The sequence below is a fragment of the Actinosynnema sp. NPDC053489 genome (genome assembly GCF_044544865.1).
Taxonomy (GTDB): Bacteria; Actinomycetota; Actinomycetes; order Mycobacteriales; family Pseudonocardiaceae; genus Actinosynnema.
In genome coordinates this window covers 61965-81425 of record NZ_JBITXT010000019.1, presented here as the reverse complement: position 1 = coordinate 81425, position 19461 = coordinate 61965, and the positions used below count along the sequence as shown (strand labels likewise).

Annotated in this window: 20 protein-coding genes; 8 read left to right on the top strand and 12 right to left on the bottom strand. The window is 73.2% G+C overall.

Annotated features, from left to right (window positions below; translation table 11 throughout):
• Nucleotides 1-6: 6 nt before the first annotated feature.
• On the top strand, nt 7-699 hold the full coding sequence (hemQ, locus tag ACIGNX_RS31750) for a hydrogen peroxide-dependent heme synthase (protein WP_396544713.1): 693 nt from the start codon (nt 7-9) through the stop codon (nt 697-699).
• Between the two features lie 58 nt (nt 700-757).
• Here hemQ and ACIGNX_RS31745 read toward each other — a convergent pair whose 3' ends face one another.
• From ACIGNX_RS31745 to ACIGNX_RS31705, 9 genes are all read right to left on the bottom strand, one after another.
• Complete coding sequence (locus ACIGNX_RS31745) at nt 758-1294, bottom strand: hypothetical protein (protein WP_396544711.1); 537 nt, start codon at nt 1292-1294, stop codon at nt 758-760.
• A complete protein-coding gene (locus tag ACIGNX_RS31740; RefSeq protein ID WP_396544709.1) occupies nt 1276-1620 on the bottom strand; it encodes a hypothetical protein in 345 nt (114 codons plus the stop codon). Before ACIGNX_RS31740 ends, ACIGNX_RS31745 begins: the two co-directional genes overlap by 19 nt.
• Entirely contained in the window at nt 1617-2414 is a 798-nt protein-coding gene (locus ACIGNX_RS31735; protein WP_396544707.1) for a DUF692 domain-containing protein, read from the bottom strand. Before ACIGNX_RS31735 ends, ACIGNX_RS31740 begins: the two co-directional genes overlap by 4 nt.
• A 139-nt stretch (nt 2415-2553) precedes the next feature.
• Complete coding sequence (locus tag ACIGNX_RS31730; protein WP_396544706.1) at nt 2554-3372, bottom strand: TIGR04222 domain-containing membrane protein; 819 nt, start codon at nt 3370-3372, stop codon at nt 2554-2556.
• Nucleotides 3341-4315: a TIGR04222 domain-containing membrane protein gene (locus ACIGNX_RS31725; RefSeq protein WP_396544704.1), complete on the bottom strand. Its 975-nt coding sequence runs from the start codon at nt 4313-4315 to the stop codon at nt 3341-3343. Before ACIGNX_RS31725 ends, ACIGNX_RS31730 begins: the two co-directional genes overlap by 32 nt.
• A gap of 89 nt (nt 4316-4404) precedes the next feature.
• Nucleotides 4405-5292: a TIGR04222 domain-containing membrane protein gene (locus ACIGNX_RS31720; protein WP_396544702.1), complete on the bottom strand. Its 888-nt coding sequence runs from the start codon at nt 5290-5292 to the stop codon at nt 4405-4407.
• Nucleotides 5293-5526: 234 nt separating this feature from the next.
• Nucleotides 5527-5964 (bottom strand): peptide-methionine (R)-S-oxide reductase MsrB, encoded by a 438-nt coding sequence (gene msrB / locus ACIGNX_RS31715; protein ID WP_396544700.1) that lies wholly within the window; start codon nt 5962-5964, stop codon nt 5527-5529.
• A 44-nt stretch (nt 5965-6008) separates the two neighbouring features.
• Nucleotides 6009-6323 (bottom strand): hypothetical protein, encoded by a 315-nt coding sequence (locus ACIGNX_RS31710; RefSeq protein ID WP_396544699.1) that lies wholly within the window; start codon nt 6321-6323, stop codon nt 6009-6011.
• A gap of 39 nt (nt 6324-6362) precedes the next feature.
• Complete coding sequence (locus ACIGNX_RS31705) at nt 6363-7307, bottom strand: asparaginase (RefSeq protein WP_396544697.1); 945 nt, start codon at nt 7305-7307, stop codon at nt 6363-6365.
• Nucleotides 7308-7377: 70 nt separating this feature from the next.
• Here ACIGNX_RS31705 and ACIGNX_RS31700 point away from each other — a divergent pair, with 70 nt between their 5' ends.
• On the top strand, nt 7378-8025 hold the full coding sequence (locus ACIGNX_RS31700; protein ID WP_396544695.1) for a GntR family transcriptional regulator: 648 nt from the start codon (nt 7378-7380) through the stop codon (nt 8023-8025).
• Here the strand turns inward: ACIGNX_RS31700 and ACIGNX_RS31695 are convergent.
• The 3 genes from ACIGNX_RS31695 to ACIGNX_RS31685 form a co-directional block, all read right to left on the bottom strand.
• Nucleotides 8019-8903, bottom strand: coding sequence for an alpha/beta fold hydrolase (locus ACIGNX_RS31695; protein WP_396544693.1), 885 nt, complete (start codon nt 8901-8903; stop codon nt 8019-8021). The genes ACIGNX_RS31700 and ACIGNX_RS31695 overlap by 7 nt on opposite strands.
• Before the next feature lie 81 nt (nt 8904-8984).
• Nucleotides 8985-10154 (bottom strand): acyl-CoA dehydrogenase family protein, encoded by a 1170-nt coding sequence (locus ACIGNX_RS31690; protein ID WP_396544691.1) that lies wholly within the window; start codon nt 10152-10154, stop codon nt 8985-8987.
• Between the two features lie 12 nt (nt 10155-10166).
• Entirely contained in the window at nt 10167-11318 is a 1152-nt protein-coding gene (locus ACIGNX_RS31685; RefSeq protein ID WP_396544690.1) for an acyl-CoA dehydrogenase family protein, read from the bottom strand.
• 77 nt (nt 11319-11395) lie between these two features.
• Here ACIGNX_RS31685 and ACIGNX_RS31680 point away from each other — a divergent pair, with 77 nt between their 5' ends.
• The 6 genes from ACIGNX_RS31680 to ACIGNX_RS31655 all read left to right on the top strand — a co-directional run bounded on the left by ACIGNX_RS31680 (nt 11396) and on the right by ACIGNX_RS31655 (nt 19432).
• The gene (locus ACIGNX_RS31680) at nt 11396-12010 is read left to right on the top strand and encodes a TetR/AcrR family transcriptional regulator (RefSeq protein WP_396544688.1); all 615 of its coding nucleotides are present in this window, start codon (nt 11396-11398) and stop codon (nt 12008-12010) included.
• Between the two features lie 36 nt (nt 12011-12046).
• Nucleotides 12047-13039 (top strand): non-homologous end-joining DNA ligase, encoded by a 993-nt coding sequence (gene ligD, locus ACIGNX_RS31675; RefSeq protein ID WP_396544686.1) that lies wholly within the window; start codon nt 12047-12049, stop codon nt 13037-13039.
• 232 nt (nt 13040-13271) lie between these two features.
• Nucleotides 13272-15299, top strand: coding sequence for a hypothetical protein (locus tag ACIGNX_RS31670; protein ID WP_396544684.1), 2028 nt, complete (start codon nt 13272-13274; stop codon nt 15297-15299).
• A gap of 300 nt (nt 15300-15599) precedes the next feature.
• A complete protein-coding gene (locus ACIGNX_RS31665; protein WP_396544682.1) occupies nt 15600-16226 on the top strand; it encodes a hypothetical protein in 627 nt (208 codons plus the stop codon).
• 98 nt (nt 16227-16324) lie between these two features.
• Nucleotides 16325-16540 carry a hypothetical protein gene (locus ACIGNX_RS31660; RefSeq protein WP_396544680.1) on the top strand — a complete coding sequence of 72 codons (216 nt, stop codon included), beginning with the start codon at nt 16325-16327 and terminating at the stop codon, nt 16538-16540.
• Nucleotides 16541-16660: 120 nt separating this feature from the next.
• On the top strand, nt 16661-19432 hold the full coding sequence (locus ACIGNX_RS31655) for a glycosyl hydrolase (RefSeq protein ID WP_396544678.1): 2772 nt from the start codon (nt 16661-16663) through the stop codon (nt 19430-19432).
• Nucleotides 19433-19461 lie beyond the last annotated feature (29 nt).

Genomic DNA, 19461 nt, shown 5'->3' with positions numbered 1-19461 from the left:
TGGGCCATGGCCCGCCTGAACTACAACGAACTCAACGACACGATCCGCTACACCATGTGGTCGGTCTTCCGGGTCGAGCCCGGTCGGCTGCCCGACGACCGCGGCCCGGCCGCCGCCGAGGCCCAGGAGTACCTGGACGGCCTGGAGGCCAAGGGCGTCGTGGTGCGCGGCGTGTACGACGTGGCGGGCCTGCGCGCGGACGCCGACTACCTGATCTGGTGGCACGCCGAGGAGATCGAGCAGGTCCAGCACGCCTACAGCGGGTTCCGCCGCACCGCCGTCGGCCGCGTGTCGACCCCGGTGTGGAGCCAGGTGGCGCTGCACCGGCCGGCCGAGTTCAACCGCAGCCACATCCCCGCGTTCCTGGCGGGCGAGGAAGCGCGCAAGTACGTGTGCGTGTACCCGTTCGTGCGGTCCTACGAGTGGTACCTGCTGCCCGACGAGGACCGCCGCCGCATGCTCGCCGACCACGGCAAGGAGGCCCGCGACTACCCGGACGTGCGGGCGAACACGGTCGCGTCCTTCGCGCTGGGCGACTACGAGTGGATGCTGGCGTTCGAGGCCGACGAGCTGCACCGCATCGTGGACCTGATGCGGCACCTGCGGGCGACGGAGGCGCGGCGGCACGTGCGCGAGGAGGTGCCGTTCTACACCGGCACCCGCGTGCCGGCCGCCGAGCTGGTCGCGAACCTGCCGTAAGGGACTGGACAGGGCCACCGCGGTCCGCCCGATCGCGGTGGCCCGCGCCCGGCCGGGGTCACCGCGTGGTGACCGAGCCGTCGGCCGCGACCGAGATGCCCGCCTGCGGGCCGCCCGCCGGGCAGTGCGGCCCGTTCGGGAAGGACATCCCCGGGGTGAGCTCGACCTCGCGGTCCACCAGGGTGTGACCGGACCGGTCCAGCAGCCGCAGGGTCACCGACACGGGTCGGGCGGGCAGGTCGGGCACGACGGCGAACCCGGTCCTGGCGTCGGTCGGCTCGGTGCGCGCGCTGCACGAGTCGTCCGGCCCGGCACCGGTGCACGTCGTCGCGACGACCCGGCTCGACGGGCGCAGCTCCAGCGCCGGCGTGGCGCACGAGCCGTCCCAGCAGACCTCGACCGTCCCGGACACCACGTCGGGGTGCGCGACCTCCACGCCCACGCCGACCTGCGTGCCGATCAACGTGCACCCCGCGCCCTCGCCCGAGCCGACCGCGCCGCACGCCGCGGTCAGCACCAGCACGCCCAGCGGCCAAGTCCGTCCCCACATGCCCGGTGGACGGAACGGGTCGGCGATCAGGTTGCGCGCCGCCACCACCGCTTCTTCTTCGGCGCCTCCAGCTCGCCCCGCTCGACGGCCCACCCGGCGAACCGGGCGGCGTCGTCGCGGAACCGGGTGCCGACCTCCCTGGGGTGGGCGCGGGCGTAGGCCTCGAACAGCGGCCGGAACCGCTCGCCCAGCTCGGCGGCCACGTCCGGCCGGATCGCCGCCACGATCCCGCGCCGCTTGTTCAGCAGGGCCCGCCGCTCGACGCGCACCCGGTCCGCGTCGAACCCCTCGGGCACGTCGCCGTCGGCCAGCAGCGCCCGCAGCAGCTCGGCCTGCGCCGCGGCCAACCGCTCGCGCTGCGGCCCGGTCACCCCACCACCGCCCGGATCGCGGCCAGCTCGGCGGCCAGCTCCGCGTCGGCCGGGTAGTCGTCGTCGCGTTCGAGCAGCACGCCCGGCGGGTCCACGCGGGCGCACAGGCGCGCGAGGACGTCCAGCACCTCGGGCAGCACGGCGTGGGCGTGCGTGTCGTGGTAGACGCCGTGGTGCTCCTCGCCGCCGGCCACGTGCACGTAGGCCAAGCGCTCCAGCGGGATCTCGTCCAGGAAGCGGTCGACGTCGGTGCCGAGGTTGCGGGCGTTGGCGTAGAGGTTGGCCACGTCCACCAGCAGCCGGCAGTCGGTGCGCTCGACCAGCTCGGCGAGGAACTGGCCCTCGGTCAGCTCGCCGTCCGGCCAGTCGAGCAGCGCGGCGACGTTCTCCAGGGCGAGCGGGACGGGCAAATCCCGCTGCGCCGCCTTGACGTTGGCGACCAGGACGTCCAGCGCGTCGCGGGTGCGGGGCAGCGGCATGAGGTGCCCCGAGTCGAGGCCGCCCGCGCGCACGAAGCACACGTGGTCGCTGACCAGGGGCGCGTCGAGGGCTTCGGCCAGGGCTCCCAGGTGGGCGACGCGGTCGGCGTCCACGGGTTCCGCGCCGCCGAGCGAGAGGGACACCGCGTGCGGCAGCACGGGCACGCCCCGTTCCCGCAGGAGCAGCACGGACTCCGGCAGGTGCCGGACGTGCAGGTTCTCCGCCACGACCTCCACGAAGTCGACGCCGGGCAGCCGTTCGACGGTCAGGTCGATCTCCGGCCGCCACCCGATGCCGACACCCAGCTTCTCCACGTGCCACCTCCGCTGATCGTCTTCCGCCGGGCGGCCCGCCACCGCCGTCGTCGCAACCGCCGTCGTCGCAGCCACCGTCGTCACGGCTGCCGCGACGTCAGTGCCCGCCGGTCAGTGCCCGCCGGTCAGGCCCTGCCGGTCAGTCCCCGCCACCGCCGCCGCACCCGCCGCCGCACGACGAGCCTCCGCCGCACGACGAGCCGCTGTCCGAGCCGCCGCACGACGACCCGCCGCTGTCCGAGCTGCCGCAGCTGTTGCTGGAGCAGCTGCCGCACCCGCCGCCGCACGACGCGCTGCCGGTCGACCCGCTCGACCGCGCCCGCCGCCGGAGCGTCGCCGACGCGGCGGGCGCGATGCCGAGCGCCTCCCACACGTGGTGGCGACCCACCTTGCCCAGCAGCCCGTGGTGCGCGACCAGCGCGACCCGGTTCGACGACACGGCCAGCGGGCGCAGCCGGCGCGTGACCCGGCGACCCGCGCGGGTCAGCGGGCGCGCCCACGGCCGGAGCACGAGCGCCGTCACGAGACCGACCACGACCGCGCCCGCGGCGACCCCGAACGGCAGGTCGGCCACGATCGTCGCGATCACCGCCGCCACCGCCGCGACCACCACCAGCCGGCGCACCAGCCGTGCCGCCCTGCGCCGACCCGCCGGGACGACCAGGCCGCGGGCGACCAGGTGCTCGCGCAGGGACCGGGCCTCGGCGCTGCCCGCCGTCGTGCCGATCACGTCGCCCAGCGGTCCCGGCAGGGAGCGCAGCACGCGGTCCTGCAACGGGGTCGCAGCCGGCGCCTGCCGCCCGACCGCGCTGACCAGGCCCTGGCGGGAGATCCGCACGGCGCCCGCCTCGACCAGCGAGACCACCGCGACCTCGGCCGCCCGGCCCGGACCGGCGACCAGGAACCCCTGCTCCTCCGGTCCCGGCTCAGGCGTCGAACCCGCCGAACCCACCGCCATCGGCGTCCATGAAGTCGCCACCGTCATCGCCCTCCAACCACTGCGCGGCCAGCCACCCGCCCGCGAACCACCCGCCTGCCACCAGCCACCCGTTGCGCCGCTGCCACCGCTGTGGTTCGACCACCACGGCACGCCTGCGCCGCGGGAGCGGTGCCTGAGACGTTTCCGCAGGTGCGATCGGTTCCGCCCGCTCGCCGTCGAACACCGCCGTGTCCGCCCGTGCCGACCCCCTGTGCGGCACGGGCGGCTCGGCGGCGCGCGCCGGAGCGGGGCGCGCCAAGCCGTACCGGGCGGTCACCTCGGCCGGGTCGACCGGTGCGAGACCCGCCGTGGCCTCCTCGAACGCCCGCGCGCCGCGCCTGGTGAGCACGGGCGGCGGACCCAACAGCAGCAGCACGCCGAGCGCACCGGTGACCGACAGCGCGGTGACCGTCGCCCAGCCGCCCGGACCCCCGACGACCGGACCCGCGAGGACCGCGACCACCGCGAGCAGGGCCACCGGCACGACCGCCAGCACCGCCCGCGCCAGCCGCCGCCGCGGCGGCACCAGCAACCCGCCCGCGACCAGGCGTTGGCCGATCCGCCGGGCCGGTGCCCCCGCCGCCGTGCCGACCACGAGTTCGTCCAGGTCGCGCGGACGCGCGAGCCGGGCGAGCACGTCCCGCTGCAACGCGGTGGCCGGCACCCCTTCACCGGGCAGCCCTTCGCCGGGCACCCCTTCACCGGGCAGCGCCGCGGCCACCGGACCGGACAACCTGGCCCGGTTCTCGGCCACCAACCCGGCCAGCGCGACCTCGACCGCCCGCACCGGGCCACCGCCGAGGTAGCCGATCTCCTCGAAGGTCAGCGGCCGGTCCGGTGCCGTGCCGGTGACCCGCTTCACCCGCAGGCCCACCACCGCCGCGACGACGAGCGCCGGGCCGTACCACCAGAGGAACGCCATGGCCGCCACCCTAAGAGCCACCCGACCGGGATCACCGCGATGTGAGCGATCCGCAAGACACCACCGCGAGAACGGTGCCGGGCGACCTGTCAGCCGCCGCCACCGCCGCAGCCGCCCCCGCCACCACCGCAGCCGCTGCCACCGCTGCTGCCGCAACCGCCGCTCGTCACGCCGAACGAACCGGCCGCGTACGCGCCGCCCGACGCCGCCCGGGCCCTCGAACGAGGGCGCACCGCCTCGCGCACCACCACGTCCGGGTGGCCGGCCAGGCCGTTGAGGGCGACCGGCTCGGCGGCCCCCGCCGAGCCGGTCACCCCCCACCCCCCGGTGATCCCGCCCGCGCGAGCCCTGGCCACCGCGTCGCGACCCGACGCGGTGCGCGTCAGCGGAGGCACCCTGAGCGCCACCGCGATCAGCACGGCGGTCAGCACGAGCTGCAACGTCAGCCACCCCACGGGAGCGCCGACCACCAGCCCGTTGACCCAGCGCGCCACGCCGACGACGAGCAGCACCGCCATCGGCACGACACCGAGGCGCAGCCACCGCGCCACCACGTCCGGCGCGACCAGGTGGCCCCGCTCGACCAGCCGGCGGCCGACCGCGCGCGGCGCGTCCTGCTCCGACACCGACGTGACGAGCAGCGCCAAGGTCCGGTGCCGGTACCGCGCCGCGTCGGCGAGCACGGCCTGGTCGACCGGGTCGTCGGCGACGACGGAGCCGACCACCCGCACGGCGCCGCCGCGCGAGGGCACCAGCGCACCCGAGTCGATGAGGCCGGCCACGGACGTCTCGACCACCCGCCGGGGTCCGCCGGTCAGGTGAGCGAGGTCGAACAGGCCGAGTGCGCCCGCGGGGTCGCCTCCCCGCGTCCCCCGCAGGCGCACTCGGACGAGGATCGCGAACGCCAGCGACACGGCCAGCGCGATCCAGTACAACTCCAGGAATTCCGGGCCTGACAGCCCCCACGGTCGTTCCACGGTCCACCCCCTGTGGGCCTCGGTGGATCCGGGTCCACCACGGCCAGGGAGCAATCGTGTGCGCCAGGCCACACCCCTACAAGAGGGCTTGAGCAAGCCTTAGGGTTCGCGAACCCCAGGCCACCCGTCAGGAGGACGACGCGCCGTCCACGCCGCCGGAGCCCTCGCCGTCAGTGCCCTTGAACACGCGCATGATGCCTCCCAGGTGTGGTTCGACTCATCGGCCCAACACCCTCAGTCTGCTGGACCCGCGGTGCTCTCGACCAGACGCAAGCTCACCGAGTTGATGCAGTACCGCTGATCGGTCGGCGTGTCGTAGCCCTCGCCCTCGAACACGTGCCCGAGGTGGCTGTGGCACGTGGCGCACAGGACCTCCGTGCGGACCATGCCGTGGCTGCGGTCCTCGCGCAGGATGACCGAGTCGCCCGCCAGCGGCGAGAAGAACGACGGCCAGCCGCAGTGCGAGTCGAACTTGGTCTCGCTGCGGAACAGCTCAGCGCCGCACGCGCGGCACTCGTAGACGCCCTCGGTCTTCGTGTCGGTGTACTCGCCGACCCACGCGGGCTCGGTGCCGGCGTCGCGCAGCACCGCGTACTCCTTGGGGGTCAGGATCTCCCGCCACTCGGATTCGGGGCGGACCACCTTCGGGGTGGCGCCGACGACAGGTTCCATACCTCCACGTTAGTCGACACCGCGGGGGTGCGAGCGCGGGTGGATCAGTGGAAGAACACGTGGACGATGCTGCCCAGGTAGTACCAGACGCTGACGAGCACGCCCAGCAGGATCAGGCCGACCACGACCACCGCGGTGAGCCGGCGCAGCCCGCCGGCGCGGTTGGCCGAGTCCGCGAACTGGCCCACGCCCGCCACCGTGCCCTCGACGGTGAAACCGGGCGGCTGCTGGTGCATCCGGCCGAGGTGCTCGGCGAACGCCCTGGTCTCGGGGTCGTCGGGGTCGAGGCCGATCAGTTCGTCGTCGATGCTGGGCTGCGGGCGGTCGTCCGGTGCGTCGGCGGCTCTGGCGCTGGCCATGCGGCCCAGCGTATCGGGCATTTCAAGCCGTTGGGCGGGTCAGCTCACCAGGGCGGGTGACGGCCGCACCGCGCCGACGGGCCTGCCGTGGCCCAGCACCGGGAAGGTCGCCAGCTCCTCCGGCGCGGCCACCCCGAGCCTGCGCAGCGCGGCCACCACGACCACGGCCCTGGCCCGGCTGGAGCCGTCGGCGATCTTGCACGCCACCGCCTCGCCGGTCGGCAGGGCGACCGCGTACACGCCCTCCGCGCCGTCCTTGGCCACCGCGCCGGGGATGGCCCGCATGAGCGCGGTGACGTCGCGGTTCGTGCCGCCGACCCACTCCGGGTGGCGGCTCATGGCCTCCGCGATGCGCCGCTCGGGGCCGTCCGGCGCGCCGGCGATCGCGCGAAACGCCCTGGCCAGGCCGGTGAGGCTGATGCCGAGCAGCGGCGCGCCGCAGCCGTCGACGCCCTCCGCGCCGATGCGCTCGCCGGCCAGCTCCTCCAGGGTCTCCCGGACGGCCCGCTGGAGGGGGTGGCCCGGGTCGAGGTAGTCGCGGGTCGCCCAGCCGTTGACCACGCAGGTCGCGAGCATGGCTGCGTGCTTGCCCGAGCAGTTCATGTAGAGCGGGGCCTTGGGCCGGCCCGCCGCGAGGTGCGCCTTGAGGGCGTCCTCGCCGATCGGCAGGTCGGGGGTGCACTGGAGGTCGTCCTCGGTCAGGCCGTGCGCGGCCAGGACGCGGCGGACGCCGTCGACGTGGAAGTCCTCGCCGGAGTGGCTGGCGCAGGCGAGGGCGAGCAGCTCGCCGGTCAGGTCGAGGCCGTGGCGGAGCATGGCCAGCGCCTGCACCGGCTTGTTGGACGAGCGAGGGTAGGTGGTGTCGTGCGGTCGGCCGACCGCGAGCGCCTCGCGGCCCGCGCGGTCCAGCGCGATGACGGAACCGTGGTGGACGGACTCCAGGAACTCGCCACGCCAGACCTCGGCGACCAGTTCGTGCGCCATGCGCCCCTCCGTGCTCTGTCGACTGTCGACAGTTAACATGGCGGGCGTCCTCGCGCGCTAGGAGACGTTCGTGACACCTCCCCTGCACCTCAGCCTGGCCGGTCAGGCGGTGGACGTGCTCCGCGAGCTGGTGCTGACGGGCGACATCCCGCCCGGCGCGCGGGTCAACGAGGTGGAGCTGGCCCAGCGGCTGGGCATCTCGCGCGGCCCGCTGCGCGAGGCGATCCGGCACCTGGCGTCGGAGGGGCTGCTGGTCCTCGCGCCGCACCGGGGCGCGTCCGTGCCGACCTCCGACGCGGCCGACGTGCAGGCGCTGTTCGAGCTGCGGACGGCGCTGGAGTGCGCGGCGGCGGAGCTGGCGGCGTCCCGGCGGACCGGCGCCGACGTCGTGCGGCTGCGGGCGGTGTGCGAGGAGTCGCGCCGGGCGTACTCGGCGGGGGAGCGGTTCCCGTACCGGCTGGACCTCGCGTTCCACCAGGCGTTGCTGGACGCGGCGCGCAGCCCCCGCATCGCCGCGCAGGTGCGGCTGGTGCAGCAGCGGGTGGTGCTGCTGCGCAGCGGCCTGCGCGACGACCCGCCGCACCAGCACGCGTCGCTGGACGACCACGACGCGCTGGTCGCCGCCGTGGCCGCCGGCGACCCGTCGCGCGCCTCGGACGTGATGCGCAGGCACCTGGCGCGGGTGTGCGCGCAGATGCTGACCAGCCTGGTTCAGTGACGCGCCAGGTGGTCGAGCAGGTGCAGCGTCGTCAGCTCCGCCGCCTCCTCCGGCACGAAGTGGCCCGCGCCGGGCACCACCTCGAACCAGTACGGGCCGGTCGCCCACCGGGCGGTGTCCTGCGCGGTGTCCGGGCAGACCACCTCGTCGTCCTCGCCCCACAGGTACCGGGTCGGCACCGTCACCGGGCGGTGGGCGTCCTCGGCGGCGAGGACGCCCGCGGTGAAGTCGTTGGCGCGGTGCCAGTTCAGCGCCGCGGTGAGCGCGCCCGGCTCGGTCAGCTTGCGCACGTACTGCGCCACCCGCTCCGGTGGGATCACCGACGGCCAGCCCTCCCGCAGCCGCGCGCCGTCGTCGGCCAGCAGGGCGCGTTCGGCGACGCCGGGTTCCCGCAGGTGGTCCAGCCGCGCCCACCGGCGGCGCTGGTCGGGGTCGGTGCGCAACGCCCGCGCCAGCGCGCCGGGGTGCGGCGCGGACACGGCGGTCAGCGTGCGCACCCGCAGCGGGAACCGCGCCGCCGCCACCCACGCCGCGATCCCGCCCCAGTCGTGCCCGACCAGGTCGAACCGCGTCCACCCCAGCGCGTCGGCGATGTCGACCACGTCCCGCACCACGTGGTCGAGCCGGTAGGCGTCCACCCGGCGCGGCCGCACGCCGGGCGAGTAGCCGCGCAGGTCCGGCGCGACCGCCCGGTACCCGTGCGCGGCCAGCGCCCGCAGCTGGTGGCGCCACTCGATCCCGCACTCCGGCACGCCGTGCAGCAGCAACACCCGGCGACCGGTGGCGGGGCCGGTCGCGATGGCGTCGAACGTGCCCGCGGGCGTCGTGATGCGCTGGCGCGTCAGGTCGGATTCGAAGAGCACCGGTCGTGATCGCATGCACCCATCGTGCTGGCGCGGTCGCGGTCAGTCCCTGGTGTGCGCTCCCGGAGGGCTGGTGGGGTCAGCCCTACCCCCGGATCAGCCCAGCGTGCCCGTCACCTTCGCGTGCCCCTTGAGCAGGTTCCGGGCGATCGTGCGGCGCTGGATCTCGTCCGTGCCCTCGTAGATCCGCAGCAGCCGCAGCTCCCGGTACCAGCGCTCGATCGGCAGCTCGCGCGTGTAGCCCATGCCGCCGTGGATCTGGAGCACCCGGTCGACGATCTCGTTGGCCTTGATGCCGCCGTAGAGCTTCGCCATGCTCTGCGCCTGCCGCGAGTCCGCGCCCTGGTCGACCAGCCACGCCGCGTGCAGCACCAGCCAGCGCAGCGCCTCGATCTCCACCGCCGAGTCCGCGAGCATCCACTGGATGGCCTGGTACTCCGCGATCGGCTGACCGAACGTGACGCGGGTCTTGGCCTGCTCGATCGCCATCTCCACCAGCCGCTCGCACGAGCCGAGCGCCCGCGCCGGCAACAGGTAGCGGCCCTGGCCGATCCACTGCATGGCCAGGTGGAAGCCCTTGCCGACCTCGCCGAGCACGTTCTCCTCGGGCACGCGCACGTTGTCGAACACCAGCGCCGCCGGACCCCACTGGCCCATGGTCGGGATCGGCTCGGACTTCCAGCCCATGTCCCGGTCGACCAGGAAGCACGTGACGCCGCCGTCCGCGCCCTTCTCCCGGTCCGTCACCGCGAACACCATCACGAAGTCGGCCTCGTTGCCCTGGGTGATGAACGTCTTCTCGCCGTTGATGACCCACTCGGCGCCCTCCTTGCGGGCGGAGGTGCGGATCGCCTTGGCGTCCGAGCCCGCGCCGGGCTCGGTGATCGCGAAGCACGACACGCGCTCGCCGGAGATCGTGGGCAGCAGGTAGCGCTGCTTCTGCTCCTCGTTGCCGTGGAACAGGATGTTGTCGGCGTAACCGCCGAACCGGAACGGCACGAAGGTGCGGCCCAACTCCGCCTCCAGCAGCGCCGTCATCAGCGCGCCCAGGCCCATGCCGCCGTACTCCTGGGGCGTGAGCACGCCGAAGAACCCGGCGGCCTTCGCCTTGTCCTGCAACTCCTTCAGCTCGTCCCGCGTCAGACCGGGCTGCCCCTGGCGCTCGCGGCGCAGCACCTCCGGTTCCAGCGGCGCCACCTCCTTGCGCACGAAGGTCCGCACCCAGTCGCGGATCTCCTTCTGCTCCTCGTCAAGCGTGAAGTCCATGCCGTCCTCCCTCTACGCGAACGCGTTGACGCCGGTCAGCGCCCGGCCGATGAGCAACTTCTGGATCTGGCTGGTGCCCTCGTAGAGGGTCGTGACGCGGGTGTCCCGCAGGTACTTGCCGACGGGGTACTCGTCGATGTAGCCGTAACCGCCGAAGACCTGGATGGCGTTGTTCGCCACGCGCACGGCGGCCTCGCTGGCGTACAGCTTCGCCATGGACGCCTCCGTGCCGAACGGCTCGCCGCGGTCGGCGAGGTCCGCGCACCGCCACGTCAGCAGGCGGGCCGCGTCGGTCTCCACCGCCATGTCCGCCAGCAGCTCCTGCACGAGCTGGAAGCCGGCGATGGGCTTGCCGAACTGCTCGCGCTCCTTGGCGTAGCGCAGGGAGGCCTCCAGCGCGCCGCGGGCGGCGCCGACGCACCCGGCCGCCACGGACATCCGGCCCCGGTCCAGCGCGGTCATGGCGAGCTTGAAGCCCGCGCCCTCCTCGCCGAGCCGGTTCGCGTCGGGGACGCGGACGCCGTCGAGCGCGAGTTCCGCGGTGGCCTGGCCGCGCATGCCGAGCTTGCCGCGGATCTCGGTGGCGGTGAAGCCGGGCGAGCCGGTCGGCACGAGGAACGCGGTGATCCCCTTCGGCCCCGGGCCGCCCGTCCGGGCGAAGACGAGCGCCACGTCGGCCCACGTCCCGTTGGTGATGAACACCTTGCGGCCGGTGATCAGCCAGTCGTCGCCGTCGCGGACCGCCCGCGTGGCCAGCGACGCGGCGTCGGAGCCCGTGCCCGGCTCGGTCAGGCCGAAGCAGCCCAGCTCGCGGCCCGAGCACAGGCCCGGCAGCCACCTGCGGCGCTGCTCGTCGTCACCGTGCCTGGCGATCGTCTTGGCGACCAGCCCGAGGGAGACGGAGATGATGCCGCGCACGGCCGAGTCGCCCCGGGCGACCTCCTCCAGCACCAGGCAGTACGCCAGGTTGTCGCCGCCCGAGCCGCCGTGCTCCTCGGGCACGCCCAGGCCCAGGAAGCCGACCTCGCCCAGGGCGGGCACCAAATCGCGGTCGATGGCCTCGTCCCGGTCCCAGCGCGCGGCGTGCGGGACGATCCGCTCCTCGGTGAACCGGTGGGCCAGCTCCCTGAGCTGCCGGTGTTCGTCCGATATGCGCAGATCCACCGGGGTGACCTCCTAACCGAACGGTGTTAGGTTATCTAACCTAGGCGCGGAACCGACCACAGGCAAGGGGAGCCGACATGCCGAGGAGCCCGATCCTGAGTGCCTCGCGCATCCGGAGCGCCGCACTGCACATCATCGACCGCGACGGCCTCGACGGCCTGTCGATGCGCAAACTGGCCTCTGAGCTGGGCGTTCAGGCCGCGTCGCTGTACGGGCACGTGAGCACGAAGGACGACCTGCTGCACGAGGTGGCCGCCGGCATCCTCGAAGGGGTCGACGTGTCCGGGTTCGAGGGCGGCGACTGGCGGCACGGCCTGCGCAGCTGCGCCCGCTCCTACCGGGCCGCGCTGGCCGCGCACCCCAACATCGTGCCGTTCCTGGCCTACGGCCCGGCGCACCGCGAGGCGTCGTTGCGGCGGCTGGACGTGGTGCACGGCGGCCTGGTCGCGTCCGGGTGGTCGCGGCGCGAGGCGACGATGATCGCCGCGGCCCTGATGTACCTGGTGTTCGGCGCGGCGCTCAGCTCGTTCTCCAGCGGCTTCTCCGAGGACCAGACCTTCTACGGCGACCGCTACCCGAACCTGGACAAGGCCCACCTGCTGCCCTCCGTGGCCCGCGAGCTGGACCACGACAGCTTCGAGCTGGCGCTGGAGGCGCTCGTCACCGGGCTGGGCGCGCGGGCGCGCGACTGAGCCCGGCGCGACCTTGGCGTTGTTAGGCTCACCCGCATGGCCCAGGCTGTGGAACTGAGCGTCGGCGAACGCGTGGTGCGCGTGTCCAACCCGGGCAAGGTCTACTTCCCCGAGCGCGGGATCACCAAGATCCAGGTGGTGGAGTACTACCTGGCCGTCGCCGAGCCGCTGCTGCGGGTGCTGCGCGACCGGCCCACTACGCTGAAGCGGTACGTCGACGGCGTGACGGGGGAGGCGTTCTACCAGAAGCGGCTGCCCAAGGGCGCGCCCGAGTGGGTCGAGACGGCGCGCGTCGCGTTCCCCTCCGGGCGTCCGGCGGACGAGGTGTGCCCCACGGAGCCCGCCGTGCTGGCGTGGGCGGCGAACCTGGGCACGTTCGACTTCCACCCCTGGCCCGTGCGCCGCCCCGACACCGACCGCCCGGACGAGCTGCGCGTCGACCTCGACCCCCAGCCGGGGACCGGTTTCCGGCACGCGGTCGAGGTGGCCGCGGTGCTGCGGGAGGTGCTGGGCGAGCTGGGCCTCACGGGGTACCCGAAGACCTCCGGCGGTCGGGGCGTCCACGTGGCCGTGCGCATCCGGCCCGAGTGGGACTTCGTGGACGTGCGGCACGCCGTGATCGCCCTGGCGCGCGAGGTGGAGCGGCGGGTGCCCGACAAGGCCACCACGTCGTGGTGGAAGGAGGAGCGCGGGGAGAAGGTGTTCCTGGACTTCAACCAGGCCGCCCGGGACCGCACCATCGCGTCCGCCTGGTCGGTCCGGGGCACCCCCCGCGCCACCGTCTCGACCCCCGTCACCTGGGACCTGCTGTCCACTGTGGACCCGGACGACTTCGACGTGCTGACCGTGCCCGCCTACCTGGCCGAGTACGGCGACCCGCACGCCTCCCTGGACGACGAGGCGTTCGGCATCGAGACGCTGCTGGAGTGGTACGAGGCGGACGACCGGGGCGAAATGCCCTACCCCCCGGACTACCCGAAGATGCCCGGCGAGCCGCCGCGCGTGCAGCCGTCGCGCAAGCGCAACTGAAGCCGTGTTCGTTAGGTCCCGCTGAATCCGCCACACCGGGTCGATCGTGGGATCGGCTCCGGCTCGCTCGGTATGTGCACCACTCTCGGCGACTCCCGTCGTCCGCGGTCGCGCCGGTCTCGTCACCTCGAAGCGAACGGTGTCATCTCCGAGGGTCGGCTATCACGCCGGGCGTGGTGTGCGCGATGGTGGGTACGTGCGGCGATGGTTACTCGTGGGTGCGTGGGGTCTGGTGGCTCTGGGCCTGGGCTGGTGGGTCCTGAATGTGACGGCGCTGGACGGTGATAACCGCTCCGACGCCAGTGGGTATGGGCAGTTCGTCCTGGCCGCCGTGGGCTTGCTGATCGTAGTCGGCGACATGGTCGTCAAGGCGTTGGCTCCGGCCGCGCGGCTGGATCTCGACGAGCTGACCGACCAGTTGGCGTCAGCTATGCGCGCGCAGTGGGAGCAGGCCGCCGCCGAACGCGGACTACTGCAACCCGCCCCGTTGCCGGTCCGGTGGCGACGCAGCGTCGAACCGGTCGCCGGCCCACCGTCCGCCGCGGTCGCGACCCGCGACGGACACGTGCCGTTCGAGCCGTTGCCCGGACTGGCGGGTGTCACCGCCGGCGGGCTGCGTGCGGGCAACCGGAAAGCCTTGCACCGGGTTTATGGTGGGCTCCCCTCGGGACGAGTGATCCTCCTCGGCGGACCGGGTAGCGGCAAGTCCTCGGCCGCCGTTCTATTGTTGCTGGACGCCCTGCGGTACCGCGAGCAAGTGGTCCGCGAAGACAGGGGACGGGTGCCTGTTCCGGTGCTGACCACGTTGTCCGGGTGGGACGCCGAAAATCGCACCTTCGAGGAGTGGTTCGCCGGCAAGCTCGGGGAGGTGTCGCTGCTGCGCGGCCGCGAGGGGATGCGACGCGCCACTGCACTGCTCCGTTCGGGGCGGATCACAGTGTTCCTGGACGGGCTTGACGAGATACCCGCACCGCTCAGGACTGCGGTACTCCGGTCCCTCAGCGAGCAGGTCACGACTCGACTGGTGCTGCTCACCCGCACCGGAGAGCTGCTCGACGCGGCCGTTCACCAAACCCTCGTGGGGGCTGTAGCACTCGAACTGCTGCCTCTGCGGCCCGTCGACGTCGCCGACCACCTACTGCGCCCGTTGGTGGATCCACCGCCCGCAGCTTGGCGTGCTGTGGCCGACATCGTGACCGCCGATCCCGATCACCCAGTGACCCTGGCGCTGTCCACACCGCTGGTGGTGAGCCTGCTGCACGACGTCTACCCGTCCACCGCCCCGGTGGACGAACTGCTCGAGACCGAGCGCTTCCCGGATGCGCGATCGATCACAGATCACCTACTCGACCACGTGGTGGACGTCGCCTACACCCCGCGTCCCGGCCTACCGCCGCCGCGCTACAGCGTCGCTGAAGCACGCCGCGCCCTCGTCCACGTGGCCGCGCACCTGACTCGTGCGGGCAGTCGCGACCTGCGGTGGTGGCTCCTCCCGACCTGGGTCCCCCGCGGGAGCAGGATTGTGCTCACAGCGACTACCTCAGCGGCCGCGTCCCAACTCGCGTTCGCCTCCGTCGAGCAGACCGCTCCATCAACGCGATTAGTGGCAGGCGTGGTGGGCGCGCTGGTGCTGGGACTCGGCGCTTACCTCATCCCACCGGATCCGCCGCGCGGGTTCAGAGTCCGCTTCAGGCACTTGGTGCGTCCCCGACTGGGACCTCTGGACCGTTTTTTCGTGCTCGCGGCGAGCGCAGCCTGCGGAATTGCGGTATGGCAGGCATCGGAGCTGCTGACGGGGCTGTTCGTCGCAGTGGTCTTGGCGTTCGGGTTCACCGCGTTCTTCGGGTTGGTGAACGGGGTGTTGTCGAGTTCCGATCTCCGGACCACCGGGCCGGTCGGGGCGTGGCGGCGCGACATCACGGGGCAACTAGCCCTCGGGGCCGTCATGGGCGCTGCGGTCTGGCTGTTGACGTTCTCACTGTCAGGCTGGACCTCGGCACTGACATTCGGACTGCTGGCCGCGCTCCTGCTCTCGTCACCATGGAATGCCGCGTTGGCGCAGGTGTACTTCGCCCTCCGGTACCGGACACCGCTCCGACTTCTTCGCTTCTTGGACGACGCGCGCTCCCGCCACCTGCTGCGCACCGTTGGGCCGGTCTATCAGTTCCGCCATGCTCTGCTCCAGGACCGCCTCGCTGGCGCGAACATGCCCACCTCTGCGCCGGATGATGAGCAGCCGCCGCCTATGCGGAATCCCTGACCACCGTCCTGCGGTGCCCTATGCCGTCGGTCATCGACGCATAGTCTGACGCGGACCAAGCGCTTGAACGCCAGCCAAATCACGAGGTAAGCTCACTTTCGGGCCGGTCTCGGCGTTTGGCGAACGGCGTAACGGCGGCTCCCGCGTCCGGCCGTTTCAAACCCCCTCCCGGTGAGTCGGCGGATTCGTCCGGTGAGCGGTAAGGCGGTGATCGGTCCGGGTGATCGGCTCTGCCGAATCTCGGCGCGGAATACCGCTGACCACCCCCTTCGGCGCGGTCGGGGCGGATAGCGTGCCGGCATGGAATTCGTCCTCCGCGTCGCGGCCCCCCTGCCGTACGTGCCGCCCGCCCGGCAGCGGGTCCTGGCCCTCGTCGAGCGGGACGGGCCGCTGTGCGCCTGGTGCGGCGCCGAGGTCTCGGTCGAGTGGCCCGCCAGGCACCCCGCGGCGCCGGTGGCGGCACCCGTCGGCGGCGGGGACGGGGTGAGGTTGGCGCACCGGTTCTGCGTCGACCCGGCCAACCGCAAGTTCGACGTGGACGCCGTGACGCCGGTGCGCCGGGCCCGCCTGGTCTTCGCCGTGGAGGTGGCGGGCGCGCCCGACGCGGCACAGCGGTGGCGCAGGTTCGAGTCGGGCAGCGACCCGGACCGGGCGACGGTCGCGCACCTGCGGGCGATGCGCCGGTTCGGCGCGCGCGTCACGTTCGCCGACGTGGTGGCCGCCGTCGCCGGGCCGCTGCTGCACCGCCGGTACCTGGCCCGGATGCGCCGGTGGGCGAGCCGACCGCTGCCGACCGGCGCACCGGTCGCGTCGACCCGCGCCGCCGTGTGCGCGCCGCAGGGCGACCGGCGGGCCCACCTCACGACCCGCCGCGGGGACCGCCGGTCGTCGACGCGCGGGCACGTGCGGCACCGGGGCACGGCCTGACCCGCGGCCGACCGGCTGTTCCCGACGGCGTTCAGCCGCGATCGGACTGGTCCTCTCGTACCATGGAGCCCGTCGCCGACGAGAGGGAGGCAGTGCCGATGACGCAGGCGTACGTGGTGCGGTTCGTCGGCGGCCCGCTCGACGGCCGGGTCGACTCGCACGCCAAGCCGCCCGAGACGCCCCGGCAGACCGTCACCCACGTCCACCTGCACGGCGGTCCCAAGATCGTGCACCACTACGACCTCCAGTACGCCGTCGAGTACGGCTGCGAGTACCGCCTCCGGGTCGAGGACGAGGACGAGCCCGCCTCCTGACCGGCGGCACTCGACAGGGTCGAAACCACCAGGCCGTAGACACGCAGGTCACCGGCGGTTTACCGTTTGACGTGCGTGAGAGCGCTCTCACAGAGTTGTGAGCCCCTGCTGGAGGTCCCTGTGCGTCCAACCCGCCCCCACCTGGCGGCCCTGGCGGTCGCCGTGGCCGCGGCCGCCGTGATCCCGCTCGCCCTGCCCGGCACGGCCGGCGCCGTCACCGTCGGCGCGGGCAGCTACGCCACCACCCGCCCGGCGGGCGCGGTCGGCCCGTCCGACTCGACCGGCGCGGCCGTGGCGCCGAAGGTCACCGCCCGGATGGCCGGCCGACCGGTCCCGACCAACGACTGGTGGTCGTCCCTGGTCTTCCAGCGCTACCCCGGCAACCTCTACTCGGAGAACATGTACGCCCACCCGCTGACGTTCCACGCGGCGGCGCAGGGCCTGGGCGTGGGCTACCCGACCAGCCCGAACATCACCCCCGACGGCCGGTTCTACGAGTTCATGCACCAGGACGACCTGTTCGTGGGCGTCAGCGGCCTCAGCGCGCCGCGCACCCAGGTCGACGGCTGGTCCGACTGGACCGTCACTCCACTGTGGACAGACGGGGTGCGGACCCTGCGCACCACCATCGGCCACGGCTCGCCGTACGTCTACGCCGAGGCGAGCGGCGGCGCGGCCAGGGCCGGCTTCAACGGCGCGACCACGATCTGGAGCAACACCGGCACCACCCTCGGCGTCACCGTCAACGGCCGCGACTACGCGTTGTTCTCGCCGGCCAACTGGACCGTCACCGGCACCGCCGAGGCCACCTCGCCCGCCGCGTTCTTCTCCGTGGCCGTGCTGCCCGGCCGCGACGCGCTGCCGCTGTTCCAGCGCTACGCGTTCTCCTTCGTCACCGACACCAAGGTCTCCTGGACCTACAACTCGGCGACCGCCCAGCTCACGGCCACCTACACGGCGACGACGACCGCGCGCCAGGGCACCCAGACCGGCACCCTGCAGGCCCTCTACCGGCACCAGTGGCTCAACTCCACCGACACCGCCACCGCCTACCGCTACGCCTCGCCGCGCGGCGAGATGCGGCTGCGCGAGGGCTCGTCGTTCACCACCCGCAGCACGTTCAACGGCGTCCTGCCCGCCCTGCCGCTGTCTTCGGCGGCCGACCAGAACCGCCTGCGGTCGGAGATCGACCAGGAGCTCGACGCCGCCGACCCGTGGAAGGGCGCGGGCGACACCTACTGGACCGGCAAGGCGCTGTGGCGGCTGGCGGCGCTGGCCCGCGTGGCCAACCAGATCGGCTACACCGCGGGCCGCGACCGGCTCCTCGGCCTGGTCCGCGACCGGCTCACCGACTGGCTCACCGCGTCGTCCGGCGAAACCGGCAACCACTTCGCCTACGACGCCACGTGGGGCACGCTGATCGGCTACAAGGCGTCCTACGGCACCGACGCCGAGCTGAACGACCACCACTTCCACTACGGCTACTACGTGCTCGCCGCCGCGATCCTCGCCCAGCACGACCCGACCTGGGCCGCCGACTCCCGCTACGGCGGCATGGTCAAGCTGCTGGTCAAGGACGCGAACAACTACGACCGCGGCGAGACGCGCTTCCCGTTCCTGCGCAACTTCGACGCCTACGCGGGCCACGGCTGGGCGTCCGGCCACGCCGGTTTCGCGCACGGCAACAACGAGGAGTCCTCGTCCGAGGCGATGATGTTCGCCACCGCCGCCGTGCTGTTCGGCCAGGCCACCGGAGACACCGCGCTGCGCGACGCCGGCATCTACCTGCACACCACGCAGGAGACCGCGATCGGCCAGTACTGGTTCGACAAGGACGACGCGGTGTTCCCGGCGGCGTACCAGCACGGCACCGTCGGCATGGTGTGGGGCGCGGGTGCCAGCTACAGCACGTGGTGGACGGCCAACCCGGAGGAGATCCACGGCATCAACATGCTGCCGATCACCGGCGGCTCGCTCTACCACGCCGACTACCAGGCCGACATCCTCCAGAACATCGCCGAGCTGCGCGCCAACAACGGCGGCACCGAGGTCGAGTGGAAGGACGTCATCACCCAGTTCCTCGCCCTCGCCGACCCGGCGCAGGCGCTGGCCAACTACGGCTCGGGCCTGCCGCCCGAGGACGGCGACTCCCGGGCGCACGCCTACCACTGGATCACGTCGCTGAACACCTACGGCACCCCGGACACCTCCGTCACCGCGAACGTGCCCACGCACGCCGTGCTGAGCAAGAACGGCGCACGCACCTACGTCGCCTACAACCCCGGCACGACGACCGCCGCGGTCACGTTCTCCGACGGGCAGACCCTGTCCGTGCCGGCGGCATCCACCGCGTGGCGCGGGCCGGCGGGCAGCGGCGTCGACTCCGGCTCGGGTGGCGTGAACCCGACCACCACGACCAGCACGACGACGACCACGAGCACGACCACCACGACCACGACCACGACCGTTCCGCCGGTCAGCCGGGACGCCTTCGGCACCATCCAGGCCGAGTCCTACGACCAGCAGCAGGGCGTGTTCAAGGAGGCGACCACCGACACCGGCGGCGGTGAGGCCATCGCCGGCATCGCCAACGGCGACTGGGCGCTCTACCGGGGCGTGGACTTCGGCTCCCGCACCGGCCGGCAGTTCTTCGCCCGGGTGGCCGGCGGCGCCGCCGGCGGCGTCAGCGGGCTGGTCGAGATCCGCGTCGGCAGCCCCACGGCCACGCCCCTGGGCAGCTTCGCCGTCGCCAACACCGGCGGCTGGCAGAGCTGGCGCACCGTGCCCGCCAACCTCACCGGCCTGACCGGCAAGCAGGACGTCTACCTCACCTTCACCAGCGGCCAACCGGCCGACTTCGTCAACGTCAACTGGATCACGTTCGGTTCCTAGACCCGCCGCCCCATCCCGCTCCACCGGAG

Bases quoted from the DNA above. Each gene is read 5' to 3' on its own strand.
- hemQ (WP_396544713.1), top strand. From the start codon at position 7: ATGGCCCGCCTGAACTACAACGAACTCAACGACACGATCCGCTACACC.
- ACIGNX_RS31730 (WP_396544706.1), bottom strand. From the start codon at position 3,372: ATGGCGGTGGGTTCGGCGGGTTCGACGCCTGAGCCGGGACCGGAGGAG.
- ACIGNX_RS31725 (WP_396544704.1), bottom strand. From the start codon at position 4,315: ATGGCGTTCCTCTGGTGGTACGGCCCGGCGCTCGTCGTCGCGGCGGTG.
- msrB (WP_396544700.1), bottom strand. From the start codon at position 5,964: ATGGAACCTGTCGTCGGCGCCACCCCGAAGGTGGTCCGCCCCGAATCC.
- ACIGNX_RS31710 (WP_396544699.1), bottom strand. From the start codon at position 6,323: ATGGCCAGCGCCAGAGCCGCCGACGCACCGGACGACCGCCCGCAGCCC.
- ACIGNX_RS31705 (WP_396544697.1), bottom strand. From the start codon at position 7,307: ATGGCGCACGAACTGGTCGCCGAGGTCTGGCGTGGCGAGTTCCTGGAG.
- ACIGNX_RS31695 (WP_396544693.1), bottom strand. From the start codon at position 8,903: ATGCGATCACGACCGGTGCTCTTCGAATCCGACCTGACGCGCCAGCGC.
- ACIGNX_RS31690 (WP_396544691.1), bottom strand. From the start codon at position 10,154: ATGGACTTCACGCTTGACGAGGAGCAGAAGGAGATCCGCGACTGGGTG.
- ACIGNX_RS31680 (WP_396544688.1), top strand. From the start codon at position 11,396: ATGCCGAGGAGCCCGATCCTGAGTGCCTCGCGCATCCGGAGCGCCGCA.
- ligD (WP_396544686.1), top strand. From the start codon at position 12,047: ATGGCCCAGGCTGTGGAACTGAGCGTCGGCGAACGCGTGGTGCGCGTG.
- ACIGNX_RS31665 (WP_396544682.1), top strand. From the start codon at position 15,600: ATGGAATTCGTCCTCCGCGTCGCGGCCCCCCTGCCGTACGTGCCGCCC.
- ACIGNX_RS31660 (WP_396544680.1), top strand. From the start codon at position 16,325: ATGACGCAGGCGTACGTGGTGCGGTTCGTCGGCGGCCCGCTCGACGGC.